The following is a 26,950-nucleotide window of genomic DNA, read 5'->3' as shown; positions in this document are numbered from 1 at the left end:
ACCCCATGTCCAGTCACGGCACCTCCGGCCCGGGCGCGGTCCGCGTCGCTCCCGGGACGATCGAGCTCAACGCCGACCGCACTCCGGACGAACGCCTTCTCCTGGTGGTCACCAACAGCGGCGACCGCCCCGTGCAGGTGGGCTCGCACCTCCACCTCCCGGACGCCAACGCCACGCTCCGGTTCGACCGGACAGCCGCACACGGCTTCCGGTTGGACGTCCCGGCGGGCACCTCGCAGCGATTCGAGCCGGGGGTGAGCCGAGAGGTCGCACTGGTCGCCCTACGTGGCTCGCGCCGGGTGCCCGGCATCCAGCGGAACAAGCAGGAGGGCTGATGGTGCACATCGACCGCGAGCGCTACGCGGCGCTGTACGGCCCCAGCACCGGTGACCAGGTGCGCCTGGGTGACACCGACCTGTGGGTCGAGATCACCGAGGACCACTGCATCGGCGGTGATGAAGCCGTCTTCGGCGGCGGTAAAAGCATCCGGGAGTCGATGGCGCAGTCGACCCGGACCCGCGCCGAGGGCGCCCTCGACACGGTGGTGACGGGCGCCGTCGTGCTCGACTGGTGGGGCGTCGTCCGCGCCGATGTCGGCCTGCGGGACGGGCGGATCGTCGCGATCGGCCGGGCCGGGAACCCGGACATCGCCGACGGTGTTCACCCCGACCTCATCATCGGGCCCTGCACCGACGTCATCTCCGGCGAGGGACGCATTCTCACCGCGGGCGGGTTCGACCCGCATGTGCACCTGCTGTCCCCCTGTGCCCTGCACGAGGCACTCGCCACCGGCCTGACGACCGTGGCCGGTGGCGGCACGGGCCCGTCCGAGGGGTCGAAGGCCACCACTGTCACTCCCGGCGCCTGGCACCTGCGGCAGTTGCTGCGCGCCCTCGACCCGCTCCCGCTGAACGTGCTGCTGCTCGGCAAGGGCAACACGGTCAGCAGTGCGGCCCTCGCCGAGCAGGCACTCGCCGGCGCGGGCGGGCTGAAGGTGCACGAGGACTGGGGCTCGACCCCCGCCGCGATCGACGCCTCTCTCCGGGCGGCGCACGAGTGGGGGCTGCAGGTGGCGCTTCACTCGGACTCCCTGAACGAAGCCGGGTTCGTCCAGTCGACGATCGATGCCATCGGCGGCCGGAGCATCCACGCCTATCACGTGGAGGGCGCCGGAGGTGGGCATGCGCCCGACATCCTCACCATCGCCTCGCTTGAGCACGTGATCCCCGGGTCGACGAACCCGACGCTGCCGCACACCGTGAACACGGTGGCCGAGCATCTGGACATGCTGATGGTCTGCCACCACCTCAACCCCTCGGTCCCCGAGGATCTGGCGTTCGCGGAGTCACGCATCCGGGCGAGCACCATCGCCGCCGAGGACATCCTGCACGACCTGGGCGCCATCTCCATCACCTCCTCCGACGCGCAGGCGATGGGGCGAATCGGGGAGGTCATCACTCGCACCTGGCAGGTGGCGCATGTGATGAAGCACCGCCGCGGTCCGCTCAGCAGCGCTGAGCCCGCCGACAACGAGCGCGCCCGGCGCTACGTCGCCAAGTACACGATCAACCCGGCCATCGCGCACGGAGTGGACGCGCAGATCGGATCGATCGAGCCGGGCAAGCTCGCCGACCTGGTGCTGTGGGACCCGCGCTTCTTCGGCAGCCGGCCCGACCTGGTGATCAAGGGCGGTGCGATCGCGTGGGCCGCCCTCGGCGATCCGAACGCCTCGATCCCGACCCCGCAACCGGTGCTGCAGCGCCCCGCATTCGGGGATGCCATCGCAGCCGACACCTCGGTGGCGTTCGTCTCCCCCGCAGCGATCGCGGACGGGCTCGCCGATCGGCTGGGCCTGCGCCGCCGCCTCGCACCCATCTCCGCCACCCGCGAGATCGGCAAGTCGCACATGCGCAACAACGATGCTCTCCCCCGGATCGACATCAGGCCCGACACCTTCGAGATCCGGATCGACGGTGACCTGGTGGAACCGGCACCGGCCGCCGCACTGCCCCTGTCACAGCTGTACTCGATGTTCTGATGAGCATGCTGACCCAGGCGGCCCAGACCCTCGCGCCGCATCCGTTCTCGGTGGCGATGCTGCTCGCTGACGCCCGCCTGCCCGGGGGCGGTCACGCCCACTCGGCAGGTCTGGAACCGGCCCTGCTGGCGGGGATGTCGCCGGCGGACGTCCCGGTCTGGCTCCGGGGGCGTGCGCGCACGGTCAGTCTCGTGGAGGCCGGGACGGCGGTGGTGACGGCGCACCTGCTCAGCCTCCCGCCCACGGGGACCGGTGCGCAGACACACCTGGCCGCCATCGTCGACGCCTGGGCGGCCCGCACCCCCTCGGCCGCGCTGCGCGAGGCCGCACAGCTGCTGGGACGCGGCTACAGGCGGGTGGCTCGCTCCCTGTGGCCGCACCGCCCGCCGGTGCAGGCGCTGGAGGGGTGGACAGGTCCCCTTCCCCGGGCTGTGGTGCTGGGGTCGATCGCAGCGGCAGCCAGTCTGCGGAGCGAGGACGTGGTCCGGCTCACTGTCTACGACGATGCGCAGACCGCCGCGGCCGCCCTGCTCAAGCTCGAACCGTTGGACCCGCTCGCTCCCGCGCAGTGGGTTCTCGATGCATGCGCCGCCGCGGAGCCGCACGTGCCCCGCGTCGCCGCGTGCCTCACCCCGGAGGACATCCCGTCCTCCGGTGCCCCGCAGAACGAGGGCTGGGCCGAGGCCCACGCCCTCCTGACCCAGAGGTTGTTCCGTGCCTGATCTGCCTGAAGTGTCCCGTCCGTTGCGTCTTGGCGTCGCCGGCCCCGTCGGTGTCGGCAAGTCCTCCCTGATCGCGACGATCTGCCGAGCCCTGGCCGACGAGCTGGAGATCGGCGTGATCACCAACGACATCTACACCGACGAGGACGCCCGATTCCTCCGGTCGGCCGGCGTCCTCGAACCCGAACGGATCCGCGCGGTGGAGACGGGCGCCTGCCCCCACACCGCCATCCGGGACGACGTCACCGCCAACCTGCTCGCTGCCGAAGACCTCGCCGACGACTTCGCCCCCCTGGACCTCGTGGTGATCGAGTCCGGCGGGGACAACCTCACCGCGACCTTCTCCCCCGCGCTGGTGGACGCGCAGATCTTCGTGCTGGACGTGGCCGGCGGCGGCGACGTGGCCCGCAAGGGCGGCCCAGGGATCGGGCGCGCCGATCTGCTCGTGGTCAACAAGACCGATCTGGCCCCCTACGTCGGCGTCGACGTGGACCAGATGGTGCATGACGCCACGATCGCTCGGGACGGGCGCGCCGTGATCGCGCTCTCGCGCACGGACGAGACATCCGTGGCGGCACTGCGCGCCTGGGTGCTCGGGGTGCTCGGGCACTACCGGGACGGCGTGCACGTCGCCCAGGATCCGGGGCCGATGGCCCCGCACTTCCACGCCGACGGCGAAGAGCACTCCCACGAGCACGAGCATGGGCACGGCCACGCGCACTGAGCCGCTGACGACGTCCGTCAGGGTCGAAGCTCCCGCCTCCCCCGGAGCCCCGGTCCGGGTCAGCACCAGCGACGGGCTGCTCGCTGTGCGGACCGTGCGGCGCGACCGGGTGGCGGCCGAGGTGGCGCTGGTGGCCACCGGGGCCGTCCTCCTCGGGGGCGATCACGTGGTGGTGCGGGTGAGCGTGGCGGACGGACATGCCCTGACGATCACCGACGTCGGCGGAACTGTCGCGTACGACGCCGGCGGCGTCCCCAGCTGGTGGGACGTCGTGGTGACCCTCGGGCACGGTTCCCGGCTGTCCTGGTTCGGGTTGCCGTTCGTGGTCGCCGAGGGAGCCGACGTCACGCGGACGACGACGGTACGTACCGGGGCCGGCGCACAGCTGGCACTGCGCGAGACGATCGCGTGGGGCCGGGAGGGCGAGCGGGGAGGGCGCGCGCTGCTGCGCAGCGACGTCCACGACGCGCGCGGCCCGGTCCTGGTGGAGGAGGTCTGGGCATCCGGGCACGAGCCGGTGCCTGGGGTCCTGGGATCGGCGCGCGTGCTCGACACTGCCCTGGTGCTCGACGAGGTACCCGACCCCGACGACATCGGGCCCGACGATCTGCGTGATGGCGGGGTTGATTGCCCTGCACGTGCGGCGCTCCGGGATCTCGCGGCCGGTGCCGAGACCAGCGATACCACAACCAACCTCACGGCTCTGCGGCCCGCGCACGGTGGCCTCCTGCTGCGGTGGCTCGGCCCGGCAGCCCACCTCAGCCCGATGGAACGGGCGCTGACGTCCTGACGGACCCGTCAGCATCGACACGACACCTGAGCAGAAGGAACGCGATGTCTCTCACGACCCCATCCACCCGCACCGCGCGCACAGTCCCGATCGTGGTGGCGCTCCATGTGCTCGGAATCGGTGGGCTGGCCCTCACGCTGGCCGCTCACGGCGGTTCCCTCGCGGTTCTCGCCGGACTCGGGCTGGCTGCCTACGGGCTCGGCCTGCGGCACGCCTTCGATCCCGACCACATCGCCACGATCGACAACACCACCAGACGGTTGGTGCGCACCGGTGGAGACTCCCGCGGGGTGGGGCTGTGGTTCTCGCTCGGTCACTCGACCGTGGTCGTCGTCGCGGCGCTGCTCCTCGCACTCGGCGTGCGCAGCCTCGGTCCGATGCTCGACGACGACTCCTCGGTGCTGCGCGAGGTCACCGGCGTCTGGGGGCCGCTGATCGCTAGCACATTCCTGCTGGCGATCGCGGCGCTCAATGCGGTGCTGCTACGTCGCGCGCTGCGCGGGGCAGGCCCGGCGTCTTCCGTGAGACACCAGGGCACAGGTGGACCGGTGACCTGGTTGCTGCGGCGGTTCGAGTGGGCCACGGACCGACCGGGCCGGATGTACGGCGTCGGATTGCTGTTCGGGCTCGGCTTCGACACGGCGACCTCGATCGGCCTGCTCGCGATCTCGGCAACAGCCTCACTGGATCACGAGTCATGGTTCGCCGCCGTTCCGCTTGCCTTCCTGTTCGCGGCAGGCATGTCCACGCTGGACTCCGCCCAGGGAGCGGTGGCGCGGCGAGTGTACCGGTGGCATCCTGCACCGACCCGCGGCGGCAGGCTGGGGGTCCGCTACGACGTGCTCGTCACCGCAGTCTCAGCATTGGCCGCCCTTGGGATCGCCGTGATCACCCTCGTCCAGGTGCTCGCCGAGCGCGCGCCGGCGCTGGCCAGCATTCCCGGAGCATCGGCAAACCTCGACCCGTACGGGATCGTGCTGACCGTCGTCCTGCTAGTCGCGTGGGGCGGCGGGATGCTCGTGCTGTGCCAGCAGCACCGTCAGGCGTGAGGGGACGTCGCGACCACGCGTCGACACGTGCACCCGGATCACCCGGCGGTCGAAGCCGTCGACCTCGCGGTAGACCAGCGCCTGGGTGACCAGCACATCGACCCGGCGACCGAGGGTGGCCTTGTCGATCACAGTGATCGCCCGCAACTCGCTCATCGTCAGGTCATCGCCGTCCTCAAGGCTGCCCAGGACGAGCCACTCGTCCAAGGTGAAGCCCTCGCTGCGCAAGAGCGCGGCGGCTCCACGCGCAGCACGGCGGCCGCCATCGCCGACTCGGCGTCGGTGGTGGGCGCTCGGCCAGCCGTCCGCATGGTGACCCCTCACTGTGGCTATCCCCAGTCTACAAATACGATCGTCGCCACCGCAGGCCGGCCGAGCCGGTCCCCACCACCGATGGGGAGAGATGTCGGACTTCGTGATCGGTGCTCTGCTGCACTTCCAGGGGCCCGGAGGGATCTACGGACCCGCCTGCCAGTCTGTCACTGAGCTCGCCATCGCCGAGATCAGCGCCACCGGCGGTAGCCTCGGCCGGCGGCACGGGCGGAACTCTTCGACGCGAGCCTGCCGCTGTCCGTCCTACGTCAGCATCTCGGAGGAGCCCTCGAAGCGGGGCGACTCGATGCGCTCACCGGATGGCACACCGCGGCGGTGCGCAACGACGTCGTCCCCGTCATCCAGCGGCGGGTGCCTCTACGTCTATCCCGCAGCGTACGAAGGGGCGGAGACCCGCTCAGGCCTATACGTGACGGGAGAGATCCCGTCTGCGCAGCTCGTCCCGGCGATTCGCCGTCTCCGCGCGGACCGCGGGGTACGGCGGTGGTTCGTCGTCGGAGCTGACTACGCCTGGCCCGGGGAACGTTTCGGGTGCTCTCGCAGCAGATCACCGAGCTGGATGCGCAGTTCGCCGGGGCGCGGTTCCTTCCCGCCGACGGCGCAGCCCCAGCCGAGCTCGGGAGCGTGCTCGACGCGATCGTATCCTCCCACGCCGGTGGTGTGCTGATGCTGATGGTCGGCCAAAACGGGGTCGAAGGGCTCTGAGGGCGCTAGCGGAACCATGCCCAGACTGCCACCGACGCGAGCCCCAAGGCGCCGAAGGCGCCGCACCACGGCAGCGCTGCGCCGGTGGCCTCCCGCCACGAGGCCGGCAGCGGTGTCACCGCCAGCAGGAACATGGCGAACACCACGGCATACCGTCCGGCCAGACGGACCGGGACCAGCGCACGATCCGCTGCCCGTCGCGGACGAGCCCACCGGGCAGCTGGACTCGGCCACTGCGGCGACGATCATGGATCTGCTCGCCGAGCTGACCCACGCCCGCGGGATCGCAGCCGTCGTCTCCACCCACGACCCGCTGCTGATCGGACGCGCCGACCAGATGCTCGAGCTGCATGACGGTCGTAGCCGCTAACGTGGCGGGGTGCCGAACGAACCTGCTGCCGCTGTACCGGTGAGGACTGTGCTGACCATTGCCGGCGTCTGTTTCGTGCGAACCGGCGAAGGTGAGGGTGTCGCCGGCGGACGTGGTTATGGCGACGCTGAACTGCTCACCGTGCGCAAGCGCGACACGAGCCGGTTCATGCTGCCCGGTGGCAAGCTCGATCCCGGGGAGACTGCCGAGGTGGCGGCGGTGCGGGAGGTGGCAGAGGAGATCGGCGTGGTGCTGACCACCGAGAACCTGCACCTGCTCGGCACCTTCGACGAAGTCGCGGCCAACGAGGCGGCCACCCGAGTGGCGGCGACGGTCTACACCGCCGCCCTGCCGAGTGCCCCGCAAGTGGCCCGCGAGATCGACGAGCTGCGCTGGCAGCCGTTGGGAGCAGCTCCGCCGGACTTGGCCCCACTGCTCGCCCGGCACGTGCTGCCGGCGTTGCGGGAACAGGCGGAGTGGCCGCACTCTCGGTCTGTCCCGCCGGGTCTGCAGGTGGGCTGAGAGAGCAGGGAGGCGATGGCGATGGAGCTGGCCGGGGTGGTGGCCACATCGGCGCACGTGGCCGGCACCCGCTCCCGTACCGCGAAGATCGCTGCCCTGGCCGAGCCCCTGCGCCAGTGCGAACCGGCGGAGACCGCCACCGTGGCGACCTATCTGGCCGGCGCACTGGCGCAGCGGCGCACCGGGCTGGGCTGGCGGTCACTGCAGCGCCTGCCCGAGGCGGCCGAGGAGCCCTCGCTGACCGTCGCCGAGGTGGACGCCACCTTCGAACGGATCGCCGGTCTGGCCGGCCCCGGCTCGCAGGCCGCTCGGGCAGCGGCGATCACGGAGCTGTTCGGACGGGCCACTGCACCGGAGCAGGCCTGGCTCCGCGGTGCGATCACCGGCGAGGTGCGCCAGGGAGCGTCGGAGGCGCTGGTCCAGGAGGCGGTGGCAGTCGCCACCGAGGTGCCGGTAGCGCTGGTGCGGCGAGCGGCGATGCTCGCCGGGTCGACCGCGCTGGTGGCCGCTGCCGCCCGGGAAGGCGGCGCCGACGCCTTGGCGGGCTTCCGGCTGGAGCTGGGCCGGCCGGTCTCGCCGATGCTGGCCTCCTCGGCCCCGGACCTGGCGACAGCCTGGATCAAGGCGAGGAACGCCGTCGGCGAGGTGGCAGCAGTGGACCACAAGCTGGACGGCATCCGGATCCAGGCGCACAAGGATGGCGAGGACGTGCTGCTGGTGACCCGGTCGCTGGAGGACATCACCGACCGGCTGCCGGAAGTGGTGCAGGTGGTGCGCGCACTGCCGGCGGAGCGTCTGGTGCTCGACGGCGAGGCGCTGGCACTGGCCCCGGACGGTCGGGCACTGTCGTTCCAGGAGACCGCGGCTCGTACCGCAACCGAGTTGCCGGGTGGTGCTCCTAGGCAACCGACGAACTCTTCCGGTGAGCGGCTGGCGATCACCCCCTACTTCTTCGATCTGCTGCTGCGCGACGACACGGACCTGCTGGACGCGCCCGCGGCGGAGCGCTGGGCGCATCTCGAGGAGCTGGTGCCCGCCGCTCACCGGGTGGGCCGGCTCCTCACCGACGATGCCGACGCCGCGCAGCAGTTCCTCACCGAGGCGTTGCAGGCCGGGCACGAAGGCGTGGTGATCAAGTCGGCCACGGCACCGTATGCGGCCGGCCGGCGCGGTGCCGCCTGGGTGAAGGTCAAACCGGTGCACACGCTCGACCTGGTGGTGCTGGCAGTGGAGCCCGGCAGCGGACGGCGGCGTGGTTGGCTCTCGAACATCCACCTCGGCGCCCGGGATCCGAACGGTGGTTTCGTGCTGCTCGGCAAGACGTTCAAGGGAATGACCGACGAGATGCTCGCCTGGCAGACCGAGCGGTTCACCGAGCTTGCCACGCAGCGCCAGGAGTGGCTCGTGCGGGTACGCCCGGAGCAGGTGGTGGAGATCGCGTTCGACGGCGTGCAGCGCTCCTCGCGCTATCCCGGCGGACTGGCGCTGCGGTTCGCCCGCGTGCTGCGCTACCGGCAGGACAAGACCGCCGCAGAGGCGGACACGATCGAGGACGTGCGGGCGCTGTACCTGGCGCGGGGCGGAACCCCGCCGGACCGCGAAGCCTAGCGGCGTCACCGACTTGCGCGGATCCCCAGGATCTCGACTAGACGCGCCGGTGTGGGCCACGGCCGACCCGGGATCGCGAACCGGAAACGACCGAACGGCCGATCACGCCCACGGACGCGACCACGAGTGCGGGCAGATAGAACATCCCGATCGAGGCGACCGTCAGCACGGTGAACCCCGCCAGCGCGAGCGTGCACAGCATCGAGATCCACGGACGATCCTTGGCCAGTGCGATCGTCGCGGTGAGCAGCACCGGCACCGCGAGGAGGATCACCACCCCGGAGCCATTGACCTCGATCAGCGTTGCGGTACCGGTGGGCTCCCCTCGGTTGCCGTAGAACGGCAGGAGCAACAGCGCGACTGAGGCGGCCAGGGAGAGCAGGAGGGCGATCGCCGGGACTGCTCGGATCCAGCGCAACGCAGCTTGCCGTCCGCCGGAGGAGGCGCCCGGGAGATGTGGATGCGATGACGTCGACGCCATACCCCATCCTCTCCCCCGTCGGCCGATCTCGCACGCACATGGCACGCGATCGATTCGGCTCGAGCCGACGGCGGAGGTTGAGTTTTCGTTGGTATGGCGCAGCCGACGCCACATGTCAGTGGTCGCCGCTAGCGTGGTGGTCATGGCACAAAGGTTCGAGGGCAGCAGACCTCGGGAGGACCACGGCTCCCCCGCGGTGACCGAACTGCGCTCTCCGGCAGGGCCGGTGGTCGACGTGTGCACACCCCTGGTCGCTGTGCCGCTGATCGATCTGGGTGGCCTGGCCGAGACTGCGGCTGAACGGGCGCTGGCCGAGCTGATCGAAGGCACCTACGCGATGCCGATCGACGACCGTCTGGCTCGACACGGTGTCGATCCGCAGCTGTTCACTGTCCTCACCCGGCTGGACCTGGACGCTGCCGACGATGCTGCCCTGGTGGAGGCGGCTGCTGCCGCAGACCGCCTCGAGGCGGCCGCTCACGCCATCAAGCTCCGCGCTGCTGCTCACCTGTCCCGTCGTCAGGCGATGCGGCCTGCCGCCCTGGAGCAGCGCGAAGCCACCCAACGGGACGTCGCCGGCGACGAGCTTGCCGTGCGGCTGCGGACCACCGTGCGCGCCGGGATGGACTTGGTTCGTCGCGGTAAAGCCCTGGAGGAGGCACTCTTTGCCACCGGTGATGCGCTGGCCCGGGGGGTGATCGACGCTGCCCGCGCGCGGGTGATCGTCGATGGGCTCGAGCACGTCAGTGCCGAGGTCGCCGCGACGGTCGAGTCCCGGGTGCTGGGCCGGGCTCCGGAGCGCACGGTGGCTCAGTTGCGTTCCGATGTGGCCAAGGCCCTGATCGCCGTTGATGCTGACGAGGCCGCCGAGCGGGCCCGGTACCGGGCGAGCCAGCGGCGGGTGTCGCGCCCGCGGGCGCTCCCGGACGGGATCGCCTCGATGCGCCTGGAGGGCCCGGCGGCGGATGTGCTCGCTCTGGATGTGGCGCTGCAGGCGCGGCCCGGGCAGCCAAAGCGGCCGGGGACGGGCGCTGCGTGGACCAGTTGCGCTTCGATGCCCTCGCCGGGATCGCCCACCACGGGCTGGCCACCGGCTGCCTCGGTGGGACTGGCGCGGGCCTGCCCCTGGGTAGTCAGCACGGGCACCGGCCCACCATCGCAGTCACCATCCCCCTGGACCAGCTCCTGCCCCCAGCACAAAACCGCGGAACGAGGCGCCACCCCGGATGGCTGGACCGCGAGTGGTGGCACTACGGGTGGTGGCACTACGGGTGGTGGCACTGCGGGTGGTGGCGGTGCCAGTCGCGATCAGAGCGGTGCACCGCCGGTTGAGGATGACGGTGCCTGGCCGCCGCCGTTGCCCGGGCAGCACCTGCACCCCGGTCAGGTGCCGATCTGGAGGGCTACGGCCCGATCAGCCCACTCGCGGCCCGGGCACTGGCCGCCGGTGGGGACTGGATCCGCATCGTCACCGACCCACTCACCGGCGCGGTCCTGGACGTCGGACACACCCGCTACCGGCCCACCCAAGCGATGGTCGAGCACATCCTGGCCCGGGACCGCACCTGCGCACGCCCCGGCTGCTCCCACCGCGCCAGTGAGTGCCAACTCGACCACACCCAGGAGTGGAACCACGACAACCCAGACCACGGCGGAACCACCGCAGTGAGCAACCTCGGCCCCCTGTGCCCACGCGACCACACCGTCAAGACCCACGGCGACTTCCACCTCACCCAAACCGAACCCGGCACCTTCGAATGGACCACCCCGACCGGACACCGCTACCGCCGAGAACCCGACGGCACCACCACCTCCCTGACCCACCCCACCCACCAACCCCGCTACAGCACCCCCACCAACGACAACGACAACAGCAACGGCAACGACAACAGGAGCGGCAACGACAACGACCCACCCAGCACCAGCACCAGCACCGACCCACCCGACTACGGACCACCACCCTTCTGAACGGCGAGGAATCGAACAGAGCAGCACAACTTGCAACTAGCCAGTTGCGCATCGGTGCTGAACGCTCTACTCTCAGTTGCAATCAATCAATTGCATGAGGGAGCTGAAATGTCGAATCCACCCGCCACCATCTACGACGAGTCCTTCACCGTCGAACGGGAGATCCGGATCGACGCCCCGCGCGAGGTCGTCTGGGCCGCGCTCACCACGGCGGAGCACATCGCCGGCTGGTTCGGACAGAGCGCGACCTTCCCGGACGGTGTGCACGCCGGAGCCGAGGGCAGTTTCGGCTGGCAAGGCCACGGAGTGTTCCCGGTACGGGTCATCACCTTCTCCCCCACTGCGGAGTTCACGTTCATCTGGGGCGCACCGGGAGAACCGATCCGAGAGGACAACTCCACCACGGCGTCCTTCACCCTCACCGAAGACGCCGGCCAGACCGTCCTCCGGGTGGTCGAGTCCGGGTTCGACACGCTCGGCACAGCAGTCGGGCGCCGAGCGGCGATGGAGGACAACGCCTCCGGCTGGACCGAGGAACTGGACGAGCTGGTGGCCTACGCCGCCTCCCTCACTCGTCTGGGCGAGCCCGCGACCGCAGACCTGGACGCCGGAACCATCCACCGCAGCGTACGAATCGATGCCTCCCGCGCGACTGTGTGGACGGCCCTGACCACGCCGGAGCACCTCACCACCTGGTGGGGTCACCCCACCGAGTTCCCGGACGGCTGGACGCCGGGTTCGGTGGGACGCTTCTTCTGGGAGGGCGACTCGTTCGCGGTGCGCATCGACCAGCTCGACCCACCCGCGGTGTTCGCCCTCAGCTGGGGCCTGGAGGAGAACGACACTCTGACCTCGGTGCGGTTCATCCTCGCCGACGACGGCGCAGCCACCCTGGTCACGGTCGTCGAGTCCGGTTTCACTCGCCGGGCAGCGGCCGCCCGCCGCGAAGCGATGGAGGAGAACGTGAGTGGCTGGAACAGCGTGCTGGACTCCTTCGCCGCCTACGTGACCAGCTCGGATCGCGAAAGTGGCGTGGCCGCCTCGCGCGGCGCGAGCAGCCCGACCGGCACAGCCGACCTGACCGGCTCGGCCGACCTGACCGGCTCGGCCGGCGAGGTGATCCGATGACCACGAGTCCCGCCGTCGACGGATCTGTCGTGGAGCTGTGCGCCGTGCTGGGCGATGAGACCCGCTGGCAGATCCTCGCTCTCCTCGGTGCGCGAGCAGCGTCGGCCAGTGAGCTTGCCCGCGAGCTCCCGGTGAGCCGACAGGCGATCGCCAAGCATCTGGAGCTGCTGGCGCAGGTGGGGTTGGCCGACCGCGAGCGCGCCGGACGAGAGGTGCGCTACCGCGCGCTCGGGTCCCGCCTCACTGAGCTGGCCGAACAGCTGGAAACGATCGGCCGGGGCTGGGACGCCCGTCTGGCCCGGCTCAAGGACGTGGCGGAGAACCTGCCCCGGGAATGAGCAACCGTGGCCGGCGCAGCACGAGTGGCCCGCGCCGGCCCGCGGTTCAGGGGCCCGCTCACGGCTCGGCGCCCGGCCCCGGCTCAGTGCCCAGCCGAACCTCAGTGCCGTCCGAACCTCTGTGCCGTCCGAACCTCAGTGCCCAGCCGAACCTCAGTGCCCAGCCGAACCTCTGTGCCGTCCGAACCTCTGTGCCGTCCGAACCTCAGTGCCCGTCCGAACCTCAGTGCCCGGCGACCTCCACGTCCGGCACATGCGGGTCCCCCGCGTCCAGACCGGCGATCCGGTCCAGATCTTCCCCGGTCAGCTCGAAGTCGAAGATCGCGAAGTTCTCCGCCAACCGGCCCGCATCCGCAGACTTCGGTATCGGCAGCGCACCAGTCTGGGTGTGCCAGCGCAGCACTACCTGGGCGGCGGTACGCCCGTGAGCGCGGGCGATCTCGGTGATCACCGGATCTGCCAGCAGCTCACCCGCCCGGCCGATCGGTGAGTACGACTCGGTGACGATGCCATGGTCGGCATGGAACGCGAGCTCACTGCGGCGCGGGTTGTACGGGTCGCGCCGAATCTGGTTCACCTCCGGCACCACACCGGCGTCGATCGCCGCCCGCAGGTGCGCCGGGGCGAAGTTCGAGGCACCGACCGCGCGGATCAGACCGTCCTCGCGCAGGGCGGCCAGCCCACGCATGGCAGCCACGAAACCGCCCACGGCCGGGCGCGGCCAGTGGATCATCAGCAGGTCGATGTAGTCCACACCGAGCTTGGTCGCACTGTTCTCGAAGGCAGCCCGGGCACCGTCGTAGGAGTGCCAGCGCTCGTTGAACTTGGTGGTGAGGAACACCTCGCCGCGGTCGATCCCGGAGCGGCGCAGCCCTTCACCCACCCCCTCTTCGTTGCGGTAGTTCTCTGCCGTGTCCAGCAGCCGGTAGCCGATTCCGATCGCGGTCTCGACGGCGCCAGCCACCTCGGTGTCATCCATCGGCCAGGTGCCCATGCCCAGAGCAGGGATGGTGACGTCGTTACGCAGGGTCAGCGTGGGAACAGGAGAAATGGTCATGGGCCCAGTCTCTCAGGCGGGCGGGTTGGCGGTGGCGGCGGCCCGCGCTGCGGCCGGGAGCGCGTCCAGGATCGCCTCGACCGCCTCATCGTCGTGCGCGGCGGAGACGAACCACGCCTCGAACGGTGACGGTGGCAGGTTCACCCCGGCCTCGAGCATCGCGTGGAAGAACGGCGGGTAGCGCCAGGACTGCGCCGCCCGCACCTGGTCATAGTCCCGCGGCCCTGGCCCGGTCCAGCCACTCGCTTCCGGCGTGCCGAACGCGAACGAGAACAGGTTCCCGGCGCGCTGGGTCGCCACGGCAACGCCCTCAGCGGACAGTGCCTGGGCCACACCGGCGGCGATCACCTCGGCCACGGAGTCCATCCGCGCATACACGGCCTCGTCCGCGTGGGTCAGGGTGGCCAGCCCGGCCGCCACGGCCACGGGGTTCCCGGAGAGGGTTCCGGCCTGGTACACCGGCCCGGTCGGGGCCAGGGCGTGCATCACCTCGGCGCGGCCGGCGACTGCTGCGACCGGTAGTCCCCCGCCGATCACCTTGCCGAAGGTGAGCAGGTCCGGCGTCCAGCCGCCCTCCAGTCCCCACCAGCCGGCCTGGTGCACCCGGAACCCGGTGAGCACCTCGTCGGCGATCAGCAGTGCGCCGTTCTCCCGGGAAGCCTCGGCCAGGAACGCGTTGAAACCCGGATCCGGAGCCACCACCCCCATGTTCGCGGCGGCGGCCTCGGTGATCACCGCGGCAATCTGCCCCGGGTGTGCCTCGAACGCGGCCCGCACGGCATCGGTGTCGTTGTAGGGCAGCACGATGGTCTGCGCCGCGAACGCCTCCGGCACCCCGGCGGACCCCGGAATCGACAGTGTCGCCACCCCGGACCCGGCGTCGGCGAGCAGTCCGTCGGAGTGCCCGTGGTAGTGCCCGGCGAACTTGATCACCTTGTCCCGACCGGTGAAGCCGCGGGCCAGCCGGATCGCGGTCATCGTCGCCTCGGTCCCGGTGGAGACCAGCCGGACCCTCTCCGCCGGCGCCACCCGGCCCCGGATCGCCTCGGCGAGCTCCACCTCGGCCAGCGTCGGCGCGCCGAAGGACAGCGCCCGCCCGGCGGCCTCCTGCACGGCCTGCACCACGGCCGGGTGCGCGTGCCCGAGGATCGCCGGACCCCAGGAGCCGACCAGGTCCACATACTCCCGCCCGTCGGTATCGCGCACGTACGCACCGGCGGCCGAGGTGAGGAACAGCGGGTCCCCGCCCACTCCAGCGAACGCTCGTACCGGTGAGCTCACACCGCCAGGGATCACAGCCCGGGCGCGGTCGATCATGCTCATCTAGAGCTCCTCTCCTCGGTTCAGCGTCTCGGCCAGCTCCACGGCCCAGTAGGTCAGCACGGCCTCGGCACCGGCACGCACGATGCTCAGCACGCTCTCCGCGATCGCCCGGTCCCGCTCGATCCAGCCCTGCTGGGCGGCGGCCTCGATCATCGCGTACTCGCCGGAGACCTGATAGGCCCAGACCGGCACCTCGCTGGCGGCGGCAACGTCGGCGAGCACGTCCAGATAGCCCGATGCCGGTTTCACCATCACCACGTCGGCCCCCTCGTCGACGTCCAGCAGCGCCTCCCGCAGCCCCTCCCGGCGGTTGGCAGGATCAAGCTGGTAGGTACGCCGATCGCCCACCAGTGCGGAGTCCACCGCCTCCCGGAACGGCCCGTAGAACGCGGAGGCGTACTTGGCGGCGTAGCCGAGCAGGGGAACGTCGGTGTGCCCTGCTGCGTCCAGTCCGGCGCGCACCGCGGCGACCTGGCCGTCCATCATTCCGGACAGGCCGAGCAGCCCGGAGCCGGCGTCGGCCTGCGCCAGCGCCATGGACACATACCGCTCCAGCGTGGCGTCGTTGTCCACCCGGCCGGTCTCGTCCAGCACTCCGCAGTGGCCGTGGTCGGTGAACTCGTCCAGGCACAGATCGGTCTGCACCACCAGGCGCTCCCCCACCTCGGCGGCGAGCGCGGCCGTGGCGCGGTTCAGGATGCCGCCGGGGTCGTCGGCACCGGACCCTCGCCCGTCGCGCACGTTCGGCACACCGAACAGCATCACCCCCCCGATCCCGGCGTCGGCGGCCTCGGCGGCGGCCCGGCGCAGCGAGTCCACAGAGTGCTGCTGTACACCGGGCATGGAGCTGATCTCCCGGGGCTCGTCGGCTTCGGTGACGAACATCGGCAGCACCAGCTGGGCCGGGTGCAGTCGAGTCTGCGCAGTCAGCCGGCGGATCGGCGCGTTCTGCCGGAGCCGGCGGGGGCGGATGTGCATGGCTCAGTCCTCTACGGAGTCTGGGGTGTACAGCTGCCGGAGGCCCTCGACGAGCGCTTCGAGCTGCTGCTGCGGGGCAATGAGGGCGACCTCGAGCCCGCACTGGCGGGCCACAGTAGCGGTGCGGGGGCCGAGGCAGGCAATCCGGGTCGCCGGAGCCACCTGTGCCGCTGCCAATGCCCGCGCGACGGACCCGCTGGTGGCCAGAGCAGCTGCTGCGCGGCCGGTGCGCAGGTCGCCAGCCTCGGCGGCGGTCAGCTCCGTGGCCACCGTCCGGTAGGCCACAACCGCCTGCACCTGAGCTCCCGCCTCGCGCAGACCGTCAGCGAGAGTGGGCCCGGCCAGGTCGGAGTGCAGCAGCAGGACCCGCCCGGTGGGGTGCCAGTGCGCCAGCATCGCCTCGGCGGAGTAGTCCGGGCCGGGCGGCACCTTCTCGACGGCGTAGCCCGCCTCGCGTAGCGCCGTCGCCGTGGCCGGCCCCACGGCGGCGATACGGGCGTCCACTGTGGCCGGAAGTGCCGGCACGGCTGCGGCGGAGGTGATCGCCACCCAGTCGTAGCGCCCTGCCGCCAGCTCTGCTTGCCCGGCCGTCAGCTCCGGGCTGCCGACAGGCTCGGTGTGGATCATCGGCAGGATCCACGGCTGGGCGCCCCAGCTGTGGAGCAGGTCCGCCACCCGCTCACCCCACGCGCCGCCGCGGGGTACGAGCACCACAGGGCCGTCGGCCGGGGTCGAGGTGGTCATCGGGTCGGGCTGATCCAGTCTCCGGCGCCGGCGGCGAGGAGTTCCTCGGCCAGCCGGCGTCCGAGCGCCGTAGCGTCCTCAAGGCCCGCTGTACCGTCCGCGCGGAGGGTCTGCACCTCGGTGGGGTGATAAGCCGCGGCGTGCAGCCGCAGCGTGCCCGGCAGGCTCCCGTCGTCGGGAGAATCAGTGTTCGCCGCACCAGTGAGCCACGCATGCGCTGCTACCGGGGCGGCGCAGCCGGCCTCCAGCCGGGCGAGCACGGCACGCTCCGCAGTGGCCGCAGCCCAGGAGGCCTCGTCGTGGATCGCAGCCAGGGCCGCGAGTAGATCGTCGCGGTCCTCACCGTCACGGACCTCCACGGCGAGCACCCCCTGCCCCGGTGCGGCGGGCCAGTCGGCCAGCGGCAGGTACTCGGTGATCGCGTCGGTGAGTTCCACCCGGCGCAGTCCGGCGGCGGCCAGCACCACAGCGTCCAGCTCACCGGCAGTGACGTAGCCGAGTCGGGTCTGGACGTTGCCGCGGATGTCGACCACCTGCAGGTCGGGCCGCCGGGTGCGCAGCTGGGCGCCGCGCCGCGGTGACCCGGTGCCCACCCTGGCCCCTTCCGGGAGCGTGGCCACGGTCAGACCGTCTCGGGCGCAGAGCACATCGCGGGCGTCCTCGCGCGCCGGGGTGGCGGCGATCCGCAGGCCCGGGTGCGGTGTGGTGGGCAGATCCTTGAGCGAGTGCACCACGGCATCGCACTCGTCGGCGAGCAGCGCCCGGCGCAGGTTCGCGGCGAACACGCCGGTGCCGCCCAGGCTGGCCAGCGAGGCGCGGGTGCGGTCGCCGTCGCTGGTCATCGCCACGGTCTGCACCTGCAGACCAGCGGCGGTCAGCGCATCGACGACAGTGGCCGTCTGGGTCTGCGCCAGGTGCGAGGCGCGGGTGCCCACACGCACGGCACCGGACGAAGCGCCGGCCGCCGCTGCCGGTCCGAGCGTGGTCACGGCGCCAGCCCGGCGACCGCGGGCCGGAACCCGCGGCGGACGTTCTCGCAGCAGCCGGGGCGGCAGATGTCCGGCCAGGGCCCGAGGGAGGTCAGGGCGGGCCGGTCAGCGGCTCGGGCGCCCTCCAGCCGCTCGACCACCAGGTCCACGAGTCCGGCCACGAACGCCGGATGTGATCCGGGCGTGGGGACGCGGACTGCCTCCAGGTGGTGCTCCTCCGCGGTCTCCAGGGCCTCGGTGTCCAGGTCCCAGAGCACTTCCATGTGGTCGGAGAGGAACCCGAGAGGAACGATCAGCACCGCATCTCGGCCGGCAGCGGGCAGTGCGGCGATCGCGTCGTTGATATCCGGTTCCAGCCACGGCTGGCTCGGTGGACCGGAGCGGGACTGGTAGACGAGCTGCCAGGGGGTGTCGGTAGCCCCCACCTCGGACATGACCACCTCGGCCACGGCAGCGTGCTCGGCCGCGTACGCTCCGCCGTCGCCCAGGCTCAGCTCGGCCGGACCGGACCGCTGCGCATCCACGCTCGGGATGGAGTGGGTGGCGAACAGCACCTCGACGTTGCTCACGCCACGCGAGCGAAGCTCGGCCAGGCCAGCGCGCACCCCCTCCACGAACGGGGTGACGAACCCGGGGTGGTCGAAGAACTGGCGCACCTTGTCCACCTGCAGCGCCTCGGTCAGGCCGGAGTCCTCGAGGGCGTCGGCAAGGTCCTCACGATACTGCCGGCAGGAGGAGTAGGAGGAGTACGCACTGGTGGCGATGGCCAGCAGCTTGGTGTGCCCGTTGGCGTGAGCCTCGCGGAGTGCGTCGTTCAGATAGGGATCCCAGTTGCGGTTGCCCCAGTACACCGGCAGGTCCAGCTCACGCCGCTCCAGCTCGGCGACCAGTGCTGCCCGCAGCGTGCGGTTCTGCGCATTGATCGGACTCACCCCACCGAAGTGTCGGTAGTGGTGGGCGACGTCCTCGAGCCGTTCGTCGGGGATGCCCCGGCCAGCGGTGACGTTGCGCAGGAACGGAATGACGTCGTCCTGGCCCTCCGGTCCGCCGAAGCCGGCGAGCAGGATCGCGTCGTAGCCGGTCGGCTCGCTCACGTGCACCGGCCCCTGCGCCGCAGCACAGGTGGCGGCCGGCACGAGGGCGCCGGGTGCGGTGGCGATGGTGGCAGCAGGGGCGGGTTTGCGCCCGCGCCGGACTCCGGCCGTACCTCGGTGGGGGCTGCTCGCAGTCACGCCAGTACCTCGGCGAGCTCGGCGGGGGTGATCCGCCGGCCGGTGTAGAACGGGGTCTCCAGGTGCACGTGCCTGCGGGCCTCGGTGTAGCGCAGGTCGCGCATCAGGTCCACCAGGTCATCGAGGTTGTCCGCCTCCAGCGGTAGGATCCACTCGTAGTCACCGAGGGCGAACGCAGCCACGGTGTTGGTCAGCACACCGGTGAACTTCGCGCCGCGACGGCCGTGGTCGGCGAGCAACGTGCGGCGCTCCTCCTCGGCGAGCAGGTACCACTGGTGCGTACGGACGAACGGGTAGACGGTCAGCCACGCGGCAGGCTCGACCCCACGCAGGAAGGCGGGCACGTGCCGGGCATTGAACTCGGCGGCTCGGTGCATGCCCATCGTGTTCCAGGTGGGCAGCAACGTGCGCAGCATCACCGTGCGGCGCAGCTCGCGCAGGGCCGCCTGCAGGGCTTCGGCGCGCGGGCCGTGCAGCCAGATCATCAGGTCGGCGTCCGCCTTGAAGCCAGAGACGTCGTACAACCCGCGCACGGTCACCTCGCCGCCGGCCTGCACTGCGGTGAGCACGGCCTCCAGCTCGGCGACCGAGTCCGGGCCGGTGCCGGCGGGGCTGTCCGGGTCGCGGCGCAGCACCGCCCAGAGGGTGTAGCCATGGGGTTGCGTCTCGCCGCTGGACTGGTTCGCGGCCGGGATCTCAGTGGTCACCTGGCCACCATAATCGCGCATGATCGTGCGGATTGCGACGCCCTGTCAGCACCTGCCGACACAGCGACAGAATCCCGGCGGGCAGCACTGCACCACTACGCTCCAGATGTGCCCGATCCCTTCGATGATGCCGTCGCCGCTGCGGAGCTGGCGCTGTTCGCTCGTAAGGAGGCTGCTCTCCGCGCGGCGGCGGAGCAGGGCCTGCCGGGCCGGTTCGCCACGTTCAGCCTGAGCGGGCTGCGGGCCAGCATGGCCACCGCCGCCCGCTACGAGTTCCTCAACACCATCGAAGGCGTCACCGATCAGTCAGTCGAGGCTCTGCCCGCCGTCCTGGACCGATTTGCGAACCCACACCTCCCGGCGATCGTCACCACGTTCCCCTCGCCGGCGCTCATCGACCGGCTCCTGGCCGAGGGGTATGCACCGGCACCGGTGCGGCCGCTGGCCTACCTGCGCCCGGGGACCGGCGTCCAGCCAGCGCCACGGCCGGATGACAGCTGGCAGATCCGCGAGGTGTCCACCGGCGAAACCGCGGACTTTCTGGATCTCCTCGAGGCCGGCTATACGGCGTCCAGCGAGGTGGCAGCGCTGATCCGGGCAGAGCACGCCCTGCCGGTCGTTCGCGGCTTCATCGCCTCTCGCCACGATCAACCGCTCGCCGCGGCGGCGATGTCCGTGCACACCACCGCAGCGGTGCTGGGTGGAGCCGCCACCCTCCCGGCAGCGCGAGGCGCAGGCGCACAGACGGCGCTGCTCGCCCACCGGCTGCGACTGGTCGAGGCGCTGGGTCGCCCGGTGGCCGCGGCCACAGCCGCCCCGGGGACAGCGAGCGTGCGCAACCTCGATGCGCTGGGATTCACGATCGTGGAGCGGAGCGTATGGACCTGCGTCCGGCCTGCCGCGGTCAGTACGGCGCCGTCAACCCGGCGAACATCGGGAAGTGCTCGACGTTCCGGGTAAGCAGCCGCGCATCGAGCCAGAACACGGTGGCAGCGATGGCCAGGTCCGCCGCATCGATGCCCCGGTTCCCGGGCAGCCAGCGGCGGCCGAGCTCACCGGCACGTTCAGCGATCTCCTCGTCGAGTGGATGCCAGGTGCAGACCTCGAGCAGACCCCGGGTGGCCGTTTCTTCACCGGCGCGCATACCGGCAAGCACTTCGAGTCGGGTCACCTCGCTGGCATGCAGCTCACCCTCGCTCCGGCTGTCCCGAAGCACAGCAGCCGCTGCCTGGTCACCGCGGAGCACGTCGATGAGCACCGAGGTGTCCACCAGTATCGTCATCGACCGGTGCCTGCGGTCAGCCGCCGACCGGACCGGAGCCCCTCGACGTAGCCGGCGCCGTCGACGGCTCGGTCGGCCCAGGCGCCGACGGCGGCGTCGATCGCCTGCACGTCCTCCTCAGTGTCTCGGCCCGAGCCGTAGACCTGCTCGACCGCATAGCGGATCAGCGCCGAGATCGACCGGCCGGTACGCGCCGCCTCTGCATCGAGCGCCCGGCGATCACTGTCGGTGAGCGAGGTCGGCTGCGTGCGCGGCGACCGCCGCCAGGCCGGTGCCGCACCACCAGGCGCCGGTCAGCTGCAGACCGTCCAGCGCGTCCGCCTCCTGCTGCATCGGCCCCCGGACCGACGACGTCGCCCACGCAGGGGCGGGCGGGTGCAGCCGGACGTGGGCGATGCCGTCCAGCGCCTCGGCCGGCCACGGCGGGCCGGTCCCGGTGAGCCGGGCGGCGTCCCGCAGGCCGACCTCAGCCAGGTCCGCCGTGCCCAGGATGCCGCCGGCATAGGACAGCCGCAGCACTACCCGGTCCGACCCGGCCGCCTGGGCGACCCAGTCCCACTTCGCGCTGGCGTAGGTGAGCGCTTTGGCGCCCTGCCCGGGTTCGGCGACCAGCGTGCCGGCGCGCTCATGCTCCGGTAGCGCATCGGCGCGCAGCACCAGGGTGAGCAGATCCGCCGACTGCGGCGCCGGCCAAGCCCGGCCCGCTGCGGCCAGTGGCGCAAGCTCGTCGCCATCCAGGAAGCCCCACCTCTGCGGCGGGCAGGCGAGCACCACCTGCTCTGCGGTCAGCGACCAGCCGTCCCCGGCCAGGCGCCACCCGCCGTCCTCGCGCCGCAGCGACCGCACCGGTGCCTCGGTGCGTACCTCCGCCCCGCGGGCAGCCGCATCCGCGGCGAGCGCGGCAGGAAGCCGGTGCACTCCCCCGTCGATACCGGCGACGGCGGAGCCCGCCGGGGCAGCGGCCCGCACCTGGCGTAGCGCTGCAGTCAGGGAGCCGGCCGCGACCATCCGATCGGCGATACCGGGCAACAGCACGTCCGCGGCGATCTGCTCGGGCTCCGCCGAGTGCACACCGCGCACGATCGGGCGGACCAGGGCGTCCAGGACTGCCGGCCCCATCCGGGTGGCGACCAGCTCGGCCAGGGTGAGTTCCGCCGTCGCCGGCTGTACCGGAAGCCGCGAGTCCTCCCGGGCCCGGGTGAGGCCCTCGAGGCCGAGCACCTCGACCAGACCAGGGGCGTCCAGCTCGGTGGGGATGCCGAGCACCCCGGTGGCCGGCAGCGGGTGTAGCCGGCCCGAGTGCAGTACGCGGGCGGGCGCGGAGCGGGGCGTGACCACGGGCAGGCCGAGATCCGCGGCCAGCGCCGCGACCTGGCCGCCGCGGGTGGCGAAGCTCTCCGCACCCGAGTCCAGGTCGAGCCCCGCGACCCGGTGCTCCCCGACCAGTCCACCGACGGTGCTCGCGGCCTCCAGCAGGACCACCCTCGCTCCGGCCCTGGCGGCCGTGCGGGCGGTGACCAGTCCGGCCATCCCGCCGCCGATCACGGCCAGGTCCACGGTCATCGACTGCAACTCACTGCTCGTGCAACCAGGCTGTGAGGCGGGTGAGCATCTCCGGGTCGGTGTCCGGGGGCACGCCGTGCCCAAGGTTGACCACATGCGCGGGCGCGGCCGCACCGGCAGCCAGCACCGTCTCGGCATGCGCGCGCAGCGCCGGCCAGTCGGCGGCCAGCATCGCCGGGTCGAGGTTGCCCTGCAGCACCACACCGGGCAGGGCCTGGGCCGCCTGGTCCAGCGGGGTGCGCCAGTCCACGCCGACCACGTCCACGCCCACGGCATGCATCGCGGGGAGCAGGTGGGCAGTGCCGACACCGAAGTGCACTGTCGGCACCGGCCGGTCGGCCACCTCGAGCGCCCGGACCGGTGCCAGCGCGGCTGTGGAGTACGGCGCCACGTACTGGGCGTAGTCGGCCAGGGAGAGAGTGCCGGCCCAGGAGTCGAACAGCTGGGCTGCCGACGCCCCGGCGCTGACCTGCGCGTGCAGGAACGTGCCGGTGATCTCGGCGAGCCAGTCCATCAGCTCGGCCCACACCTGCGGCTGGGCGTGCATCATCGTGCGTGCGGCCAGGTGGTCCTTGGACGGGCCGCCCTCCACCAGGTAGGCGGCCAGCGTGAACGGGGCTCCGGCGAAGCCGATCAGTGGGGTGGATCCGAGCTCGGTGGTCAGCTGCCGCACCGCGGCGGTGATCGGGCTGAGCGCCTCCGGGGTGAGGGTCCTCTCCCGGAGCTTCGCGACGTCGTCGGCGGTGCGCACCGGATGCTCGAGCACCGGCCCCCGCCCGGGCACGATGTCCACTCCGACGCCGGCGAGCCGGAGCGGCACCACGATGTCGGAGAAGAAGATCGCCGCGTCGACCCCGTGCCGGCGAACCGGCTGCAAGGTGATCTCGGTGACCAGCTCCGGGTCCAGGCAGGCATCCAGCATCCGGGTGCCGGTGCGCAGCGCCCGGTACTCCGGCAGGGACCGGCCGGCCTGGCGCATGAACCAGACCGGCAGGCGGTCTGGGCGCTCGCCCCGGTAGGCGCGGATCAGCGGGGCGTCGGCGGTCGGACCGGACAGGGGGTGCTGGTGGGGAGAGGACACGCTGACGATTGTGTCATCGGCGCGATGCTGCGGATCTGACAGGGTGTCCGCTCCCGCAACAGGCGCTCGGACTGGCGACCGTCATGGTGGAGGCCGCCCTGGCGTACTGGGCCGACCACCGCCACGAGATCGATCAGATCATCGAGCGTCATCAGGCTGCCCAGGACGCGGCCCTCGCGACCTGGGAACGCCGGCAAGCCCTGCGACAGGCGTGAGGATGGGGCAGGGCCTGCGGCTTCCGCTCGACAAGCGCTACCCGGGCTGGCTGGCGGAACGACTCGGCGAGACCGGCGTCGACTGCGCGGCGGTCGTGCTGCGCGACGACCTGCGCGGAATCGATGACACGTCCGTGCTGCGAGTGGCGGCCGAGGAGGACCGCGCGGTCGTCACCGAGGACGTGACGACGTTCTCGATCGCGATGTCCGCCGTGCCAGCGCACGCAGGCGTGATCTTCTGCCACTACCGTCGCTTCCCGCGAACTCGACCCGGGCTCGTGCGCCTGGGCGATGCGCTCCTCGCACTAGTGGGCGACCCGCCCCCGGCCGCGAGGCATGCACCGTTCGTCTGGTGGCTGTCCAACCTCTGACGCCGCCGATACGCTTTGTTGGTGACCCTCGCTCCGCACGTCGTGCTGATCCCGGGAGCCGGCAGCGATCCGGCCTACTGGGAGCCGCTCCGTACGGAGCTTGCCGCGCTTAGCCTGGCTAGTACCGCCGTCGACCTGCCGTGCACCGATCCGTCGGCGCGGTTGACGGACTACGCGGAGGTGGCCGCGGCTGCTGTGCGGGATCACGGCGACCGGCCGGTGCTGCTGGTGGCGCACTCGTTCGGGGCATTCACCGCCGGCCTGGTTGCCGATCTGGTGCCGCTGGAGCGGATCATCCTGGTGGCGCCGATGATCCCCACCCCGGGCGAGTCCGGAAGCCAGTGGTGGGAGGCCACCGGCCAGGCAGCCGCCCACGAGGCCGCCGCCCGCGCTGCCGGTCTGTCCCTGCCGGTGGACCCCGACGAGCTGTTCTACAACAGCTGCACCCACGCCCAGCGCCGCCACGCGTCCGACTGGGACCGGGACCAGGCCGAGGCACCGTTCGTGCAGCCCTGGCCCCGGGCGGCCTGGCCGGCGGTGCCGACCGAGGTCATCGCGCTGGCCGAGGACCTGCTGTTCCCGCCCGAGTTTCTGGCCCGGGTGGCCCGGGACCGGCTCGGGCTGCCGGTCCGGACCTCACCGGGCGGGCATATGGGGATGGTCAGCCACCCGGTCGAGCTCGTCGAGGCGTTGCTCGGCAGCGCTAGAAACGCCGTAGGCCAGGAACAGTAGCGGCGCCCGGATCGGCCCGCTGCTCCGTTCCTGAGACCCTGGGTGGGCAGCCGCACTCCGCCGAGACCGGTCGTCAGGCGCCGATGATCGCCGAGGCGATAACGATGCCGACGAGGTGGTAGCCGCCGGTCACCGCACCGAACAGGTACGGGTGGGGAGTGTGCGGGGTCAGAGCGTTGTTCACGGAAACCGCAGCGACTGCGATCCCGATGACCAGACCGATCAGTATCGCTTCACCCAGACCGTCAGGGGCAACGGCAGCGATCACCACACCGAGGGCAACGGATACGAGTGCGGCGCTGATCAACGGCACCAGGTAGTAACCCAGGCTGAACCGACTCCCGCGGGAGCGGACGTGACCGATGGCGCGATCCCAGGTTGTGCCGAACAGTGGCGTGAACCATGCCGCGCCGAGCAGGTAGTAGGCGAGGGCCGCCAGAGCGAGGGAGAGCCAGTTCAGGTAGGCGAAGGCGGCGAGCATCAGGTGCGTGACGGGGCGCGCTTCGAGCGCATCGCCTTGAGCTGCTTCACCGCAGGATCTGAACTGAGTCTGCGGTACTCATCGGACCCCAGCGGCACGAGAGCGACACGGCCCTGCGCATCGTGATGGATGCCCCAGCCGTAGCGTTTACCGAGCGGCGAGGACCGCAGGCACGCCTGATCCTTGCCGAAGAACGCCTCGCGGGCCGCTGGTCGCGCTTCGGCGGACACCGACTGGCGGAGGGCGTAGACCTGAAACAGCACGTCGTCGCTGGTGAACTCGTACGGATGCGTGGAGATGAACTCGTGTTGCAGTGCGGCGACCGTCGGGGCCTTGCCGCCGGCCGGCGGCTGCTCGGCCGTCCCGACCGGACAGTCCTCGGCGACCTGGATGAACGCTCCGATGTAGTTCGTGCTTCCCATGACTTCTAGTCTCACCGCGATGGCCGCGTGTCGATAGGAGAAAAGCGACAGACCGGGAACCGATCGGAGAGAATGGCAGCCATGACCCAGCCCACTGAGGTGCGGGAGAATCCGATCGCCGTCACGGAGCGATCCGGTGTGCTCTTCCCGGATCGGCTGGCCCGGTACGCAGCGGGCTGGATCGCGCCCGAGGCTGCGGTCTCTGCCGTGGTGGATCACTACTGGCACGTGTCCTGGGCGTTGGACGACGGTGAATCCCTGGATCAGCCGATCATCGATCTGCCTGCGGTGACGGTCACCATCGAGGAAGGGGACGCACCGGCCCCGCTCGTCGTCACCGGTGTGCATGCCCGTGCCTGGCGGCGCACCATCAGCGGTACCGGTCGGGTATTCGCCATCCGGCTGCGACCGGCGGGTCTGGCCGTGCTCAGCGACCTCACCCCCGAACGGGTCGCCGACGCCACAGTGCCACTGACAGCCGAGCTGGACGAACGCCTGCACACGCTGATGGTTGCCGTCGGTACCGAGACCGACCCGATCGAGCGGGCCCGCGTGGCGGGCAGAGCGATTCGAGAGCGTCTCGCCGAACGGCCACCGACCGCCACGGGCCTTCTCGCGGGCGAGGTGGTGGATGAGCTGCGCGAACGAGTCCGCCGCAGAACTGGTCCCGCTCTGGCTGAGCGCTTCGCGTGCAGCGAACGGACGATCCAACGGGCCCTGACCGAGTCGCTAGGGCACGGCCCCAAATGGATCAGCCGTCGCATCCGCCTCCAGGAAGTCGCGCTCGCCTTAGCGACCCGACCCATCGATGACCTGGCGGCCATCGCCACCGAGCTCGGATACAGCGATCAGTCCCACCTCACCCGCGACTTCCGCACCACCACGGGACTCACGCCTGACGCGTACCGTCATGCCGTCGGGAGCCTGGCAGCCTCATCCAGGGACGCCCCCGCCGTCACGCCACCGCGCACTCAGCGATGAGTCGTGGTGACGTGCC

The 26,950-nt window shown here is 71.4% G+C and carries 31 protein-coding genes and 4 pseudogenes; 21 read left to right on the top strand and 14 right to left on the bottom strand.

Translation table 11 applies throughout. From position 1 onward, the window contains the following. Positions 1-5: 5 nt before the first annotated feature. The 6 genes from ureB to FU260_RS08540 are packed head-to-tail and all read left to right on the top strand — an operon-like array spanning position 6 to position 5,323. Positions 6-335, top strand: a complete 330-nt coding sequence (ureB, locus tag FU260_RS08565; RefSeq protein ID WP_147916678.1) for an urease subunit beta — start codon at positions 6-8, stop codon at positions 333-335. After that, a complete protein-coding gene (locus FU260_RS08560; protein WP_147916677.1) occupies positions 335-2,038 on the top strand; it encodes an urease subunit alpha in 1,704 nt (567 codons plus the stop codon). The genes ureB and FU260_RS08560 overlap by 1 nt, the downstream gene beginning before the upstream one ends. After that, the gene (locus FU260_RS08555; RefSeq protein WP_235912508.1) at positions 2,038-2,760 is read left to right on the top strand and encodes an urease accessory protein UreF; all 723 of its coding nucleotides are present in this window, start codon (positions 2,038-2,040) and stop codon (positions 2,758-2,760) included. The genes FU260_RS08560 and FU260_RS08555 overlap by 1 nt, the downstream gene beginning before the upstream one ends. Next, positions 2,753-3,484 (top strand): urease accessory protein UreG, encoded by a 732-nt coding sequence (gene ureG / locus FU260_RS08550; RefSeq protein ID WP_210418227.1) that lies wholly within the window; start codon positions 2,753-2,755, stop codon positions 3,482-3,484. Before FU260_RS08555 ends, ureG begins: the two co-directional genes overlap by 8 nt. Beyond that, entirely contained in the window at positions 3,462-4,274 is an 813-nt protein-coding gene (locus FU260_RS08545; protein ID WP_147916676.1) for an urease accessory protein UreD, read from the top strand. Before ureG ends, FU260_RS08545 begins: the two co-directional genes overlap by 23 nt. A 44-nt stretch (positions 4,275-4,318) precedes the next feature. Beyond that, entirely contained in the window at positions 4,319-5,323 is a 1,005-nt protein-coding gene (locus tag FU260_RS08540) for a HoxN/HupN/NixA family nickel/cobalt transporter (protein WP_147916675.1), read from the top strand. Here the strand turns inward: FU260_RS08540 and FU260_RS08535 are convergent. Continuing rightward, positions 5,267-5,647, bottom strand: coding sequence for a MarR family winged helix-turn-helix transcriptional regulator (locus tag FU260_RS08535; RefSeq protein ID WP_168211707.1), 381 nt, complete (start codon positions 5,645-5,647; stop codon positions 5,267-5,269). The two genes, FU260_RS08540 and FU260_RS08535, sit on opposite strands and share 57 nt — an antisense overlap. Positions 5,648-5,726: 79 nt before the next feature. On the opposite strand from FU260_RS08535, the pseudogene FU260_RS24590 reads away from it, so the two are divergent. From FU260_RS24590 to FU260_RS08515, 5 genes and pseudogenes are all read left to right on the top strand, one after another. Continuing rightward, positions 5,727-6,167: pseudogene (locus FU260_RS24590) on the top strand (transporter substrate-binding protein); the annotation flags it as partial. A 20-nt stretch (positions 6,168-6,187) separates the two neighbouring features. After that, positions 6,188-6,361 (top strand): hypothetical protein, encoded by a 174-nt coding sequence (locus FU260_RS24105; RefSeq protein ID WP_235912507.1) that lies wholly within the window; start codon positions 6,188-6,190, stop codon positions 6,359-6,361. Between the two features lie 196 nt (positions 6,362-6,557). Next, positions 6,558-6,731, top strand: a pseudogene (locus FU260_RS08525) (ABC transporter ATP-binding protein); the annotation flags it as partial. A gap of 9 nt (positions 6,732-6,740) precedes the next feature. Continuing rightward, the gene (locus FU260_RS08520; protein ID WP_210418226.1) at positions 6,741-7,253 is read left to right on the top strand and encodes an NUDIX hydrolase; all 513 of its coding nucleotides are present in this window, start codon (positions 6,741-6,743) and stop codon (positions 7,251-7,253) included. Positions 7,254-7,274: 21 nt separating this feature from the next. Next, a complete protein-coding gene (locus FU260_RS08515; protein ID WP_147919390.1) occupies positions 7,275-8,861 on the top strand; it encodes an ATP-dependent DNA ligase in 1,587 nt (528 codons plus the stop codon). Between the two features lie 37 nt (positions 8,862-8,898). Here FU260_RS08515 and FU260_RS08510 read toward each other — a convergent pair whose 3' ends face one another. Continuing rightward, the gene (locus tag FU260_RS08510) at positions 8,899-9,342 is read right to left on the bottom strand and encodes a hypothetical protein (RefSeq protein WP_147916672.1); all 444 of its coding nucleotides are present in this window, start codon (positions 9,340-9,342) and stop codon (positions 8,899-8,901) included. Positions 9,343-9,454: 112 nt separating this feature from the next. Between FU260_RS08510 and FU260_RS24585 the strand changes: the two are divergent. The 5 genes and pseudogenes from FU260_RS24585 to FU260_RS08490 form a co-directional block, all read left to right on the top strand. Continuing rightward, a pseudogene (locus FU260_RS24585) lies at positions 9,455-10,327 on the top strand (DUF222 domain-containing protein); the annotation flags it as partial. 548 nt (positions 10,328-10,875) lie between these two features. Next, positions 10,876-10,998: pseudogene (locus tag FU260_RS24580) on the top strand (hypothetical protein); the annotation flags it as partial. 9 nt (positions 10,999-11,007) lie between these two features. Next, positions 11,008-11,310 carry a hypothetical protein gene (locus tag FU260_RS23800; RefSeq protein WP_210418361.1) on the top strand — a complete coding sequence of 101 codons (303 nt, stop codon included), beginning with the start codon at positions 11,008-11,010 and terminating at the stop codon, positions 11,308-11,310. Positions 11,311-11,418: 108 nt separating this feature from the next. Beyond that, positions 11,419-12,438, top strand: a complete 1,020-nt coding sequence (locus tag FU260_RS24100; protein ID WP_235912251.1) for an SRPBCC domain-containing protein — start codon at positions 11,419-11,421, stop codon at positions 12,436-12,438. Beyond that, entirely contained in the window at positions 12,435-12,776 is a 342-nt protein-coding gene (locus FU260_RS08490) for an ArsR/SmtB family transcription factor (RefSeq protein WP_147916669.1), read from the top strand. The genes FU260_RS24100 and FU260_RS08490 overlap by 4 nt, the downstream gene beginning before the upstream one ends. 223 nt (positions 12,777-12,999) lie before the next feature. Here FU260_RS08490 and FU260_RS08485 read toward each other — a convergent pair whose 3' ends face one another. The 7 genes from FU260_RS08485 to hemQ form a co-directional block, all read right to left on the bottom strand. Next, positions 13,000-13,833: an aldo/keto reductase gene (locus FU260_RS08485; protein ID WP_147916668.1), complete on the bottom strand. Its 834-nt coding sequence runs from the start codon at positions 13,831-13,833 to the stop codon at positions 13,000-13,002. A 12-nt stretch (positions 13,834-13,845) separates the two neighbouring features. Continuing rightward, on the bottom strand, positions 13,846-15,156 hold the full coding sequence (gene hemL, locus FU260_RS08480) for a glutamate-1-semialdehyde 2,1-aminomutase (RefSeq protein ID WP_147916667.1): 1,311 nt from the start codon (positions 15,154-15,156) through the stop codon (positions 13,846-13,848). After that, positions 15,157-16,134 (bottom strand): porphobilinogen synthase, encoded by a 978-nt coding sequence (hemB, locus tag FU260_RS08475; protein WP_147916666.1) that lies wholly within the window; start codon positions 16,132-16,134, stop codon positions 15,157-15,159. 3 nt (positions 16,135-16,137) lie between these two features. Further along, positions 16,138-16,878: a uroporphyrinogen-III synthase gene (locus FU260_RS08470; protein ID WP_147916665.1), complete on the bottom strand. Its 741-nt coding sequence runs from the start codon at positions 16,876-16,878 to the stop codon at positions 16,138-16,140. Continuing rightward, positions 16,875-17,867: a hydroxymethylbilane synthase gene (hemC, locus tag FU260_RS08465; RefSeq protein ID WP_147916664.1), complete on the bottom strand. Its 993-nt coding sequence runs from the start codon at positions 17,865-17,867 to the stop codon at positions 16,875-16,877. The genes FU260_RS08470 and hemC overlap by 4 nt, the downstream gene beginning before the upstream one ends. Continuing rightward, entirely contained in the window at positions 17,864-19,027 is a 1,164-nt protein-coding gene (locus FU260_RS08460) for a ferrochelatase (RefSeq protein ID WP_187368379.1), read from the bottom strand. Before FU260_RS08460 ends, hemC begins: the two co-directional genes overlap by 4 nt. A gap of 68 nt (positions 19,028-19,095) precedes the next feature. Continuing rightward, positions 19,096-19,806 (bottom strand): hydrogen peroxide-dependent heme synthase, encoded by a 711-nt coding sequence (gene hemQ / locus FU260_RS08455; protein ID WP_235912250.1) that lies wholly within the window; start codon positions 19,804-19,806, stop codon positions 19,096-19,098. A gap of 108 nt (positions 19,807-19,914) precedes the next feature. Between hemQ and FU260_RS08450 the strand changes: the two genes are divergently transcribed. Then, positions 19,915-20,766: a hypothetical protein gene (locus tag FU260_RS08450; RefSeq protein ID WP_147916661.1), complete on the top strand. Its 852-nt coding sequence runs from the start codon at positions 19,915-19,917 to the stop codon at positions 20,764-20,766. On the opposite strand, the gene FU260_RS08445 is transcribed toward FU260_RS08450, so the two are convergent. The 3 genes from FU260_RS08445 to hemE form a co-directional block, all read right to left on the bottom strand. Further along, positions 20,711-21,088, bottom strand: coding sequence for a PIN domain-containing protein (locus FU260_RS08445; protein WP_147916660.1), 378 nt, complete (start codon positions 21,086-21,088; stop codon positions 20,711-20,713). The two genes, FU260_RS08450 and FU260_RS08445, sit on opposite strands and share 56 nt — an antisense overlap. A gap of 219 nt (positions 21,089-21,307) precedes the next feature. Then, complete coding sequence (locus FU260_RS08435) at positions 21,308-22,651, bottom strand: protoporphyrinogen/coproporphyrinogen oxidase (protein WP_168211705.1); 1,344 nt, start codon at positions 22,649-22,651, stop codon at positions 21,308-21,310. 10 nt (positions 22,652-22,661) lie between these two features. Then, the gene (gene hemE / locus FU260_RS08430) at positions 22,662-23,732 is read right to left on the bottom strand and encodes a uroporphyrinogen decarboxylase (protein WP_147916658.1); all 1,071 of its coding nucleotides are present in this window, start codon (positions 23,730-23,732) and stop codon (positions 22,662-22,664) included. Between the two features lie 86 nt (positions 23,733-23,818). Here hemE and FU260_RS24365 point away from each other — a divergent pair, with 86 nt between their 5' ends. The 3 genes from FU260_RS24365 to FU260_RS08420 are packed head-to-tail and all read left to right on the top strand — an operon-like array spanning position 23,819 to position 25,050. Further along, on the top strand, positions 23,819-23,947 hold the full coding sequence (locus FU260_RS24365) for a hypothetical protein (protein ID WP_268957783.1): 129 nt from the start codon (positions 23,819-23,821) through the stop codon (positions 23,945-23,947). A 2-nt stretch (positions 23,948-23,949) separates the two neighbouring features. Next, positions 23,950-24,318 carry a DUF5615 family PIN-like protein gene (locus tag FU260_RS08425; protein ID WP_147916657.1) on the top strand — a complete coding sequence of 123 codons (369 nt, stop codon included), beginning with the start codon at positions 23,950-23,952 and terminating at the stop codon, positions 24,316-24,318. 21 nt (positions 24,319-24,339) lie between these two features. Next, positions 24,340-25,050 (top strand): alpha/beta fold hydrolase, encoded by a 711-nt coding sequence (locus FU260_RS08420; RefSeq protein WP_168211704.1) that lies wholly within the window; start codon positions 24,340-24,342, stop codon positions 25,048-25,050. Between the two features lie 73 nt (positions 25,051-25,123). Here the strand turns inward: FU260_RS08420 and FU260_RS08415 are convergent, their stop codons facing one another. Then, entirely contained in the window at positions 25,124-25,531 is a 408-nt protein-coding gene (locus tag FU260_RS08415) for a DUF1761 domain-containing protein (RefSeq protein WP_147916655.1), read from the bottom strand. Continuing rightward, positions 25,531-25,953, bottom strand: coding sequence for a DUF6157 family protein (locus FU260_RS08410; RefSeq protein WP_147916654.1), 423 nt, complete (start codon positions 25,951-25,953; stop codon positions 25,531-25,533). Before FU260_RS08410 ends, FU260_RS08415 begins: the two co-directional genes overlap by 1 nt. 81 nt (positions 25,954-26,034) lie before the next feature. Here FU260_RS08410 and FU260_RS08405 point away from each other — a divergent pair, with 81 nt between their 5' ends. After that, entirely contained in the window at positions 26,035-26,934 is a 900-nt protein-coding gene (locus FU260_RS08405; protein ID WP_147916653.1) for a helix-turn-helix domain-containing protein, read from the top strand. The last annotated feature ends 16 nt before the right edge of the window (positions 26,935-26,950 follow it).

The organism is Ruania zhangjianzhongii (genome assembly GCF_008000995.1).
GTDB classification, from domain to species: Bacteria; Actinomycetota; Actinomycetes; order Actinomycetales; family Beutenbergiaceae; genus Ruania; species Ruania zhangjianzhongii.
Note: the sequence above shows the minus strand (reverse complement) of the source record. Positions and strands in the feature narration are given on the sequence as shown.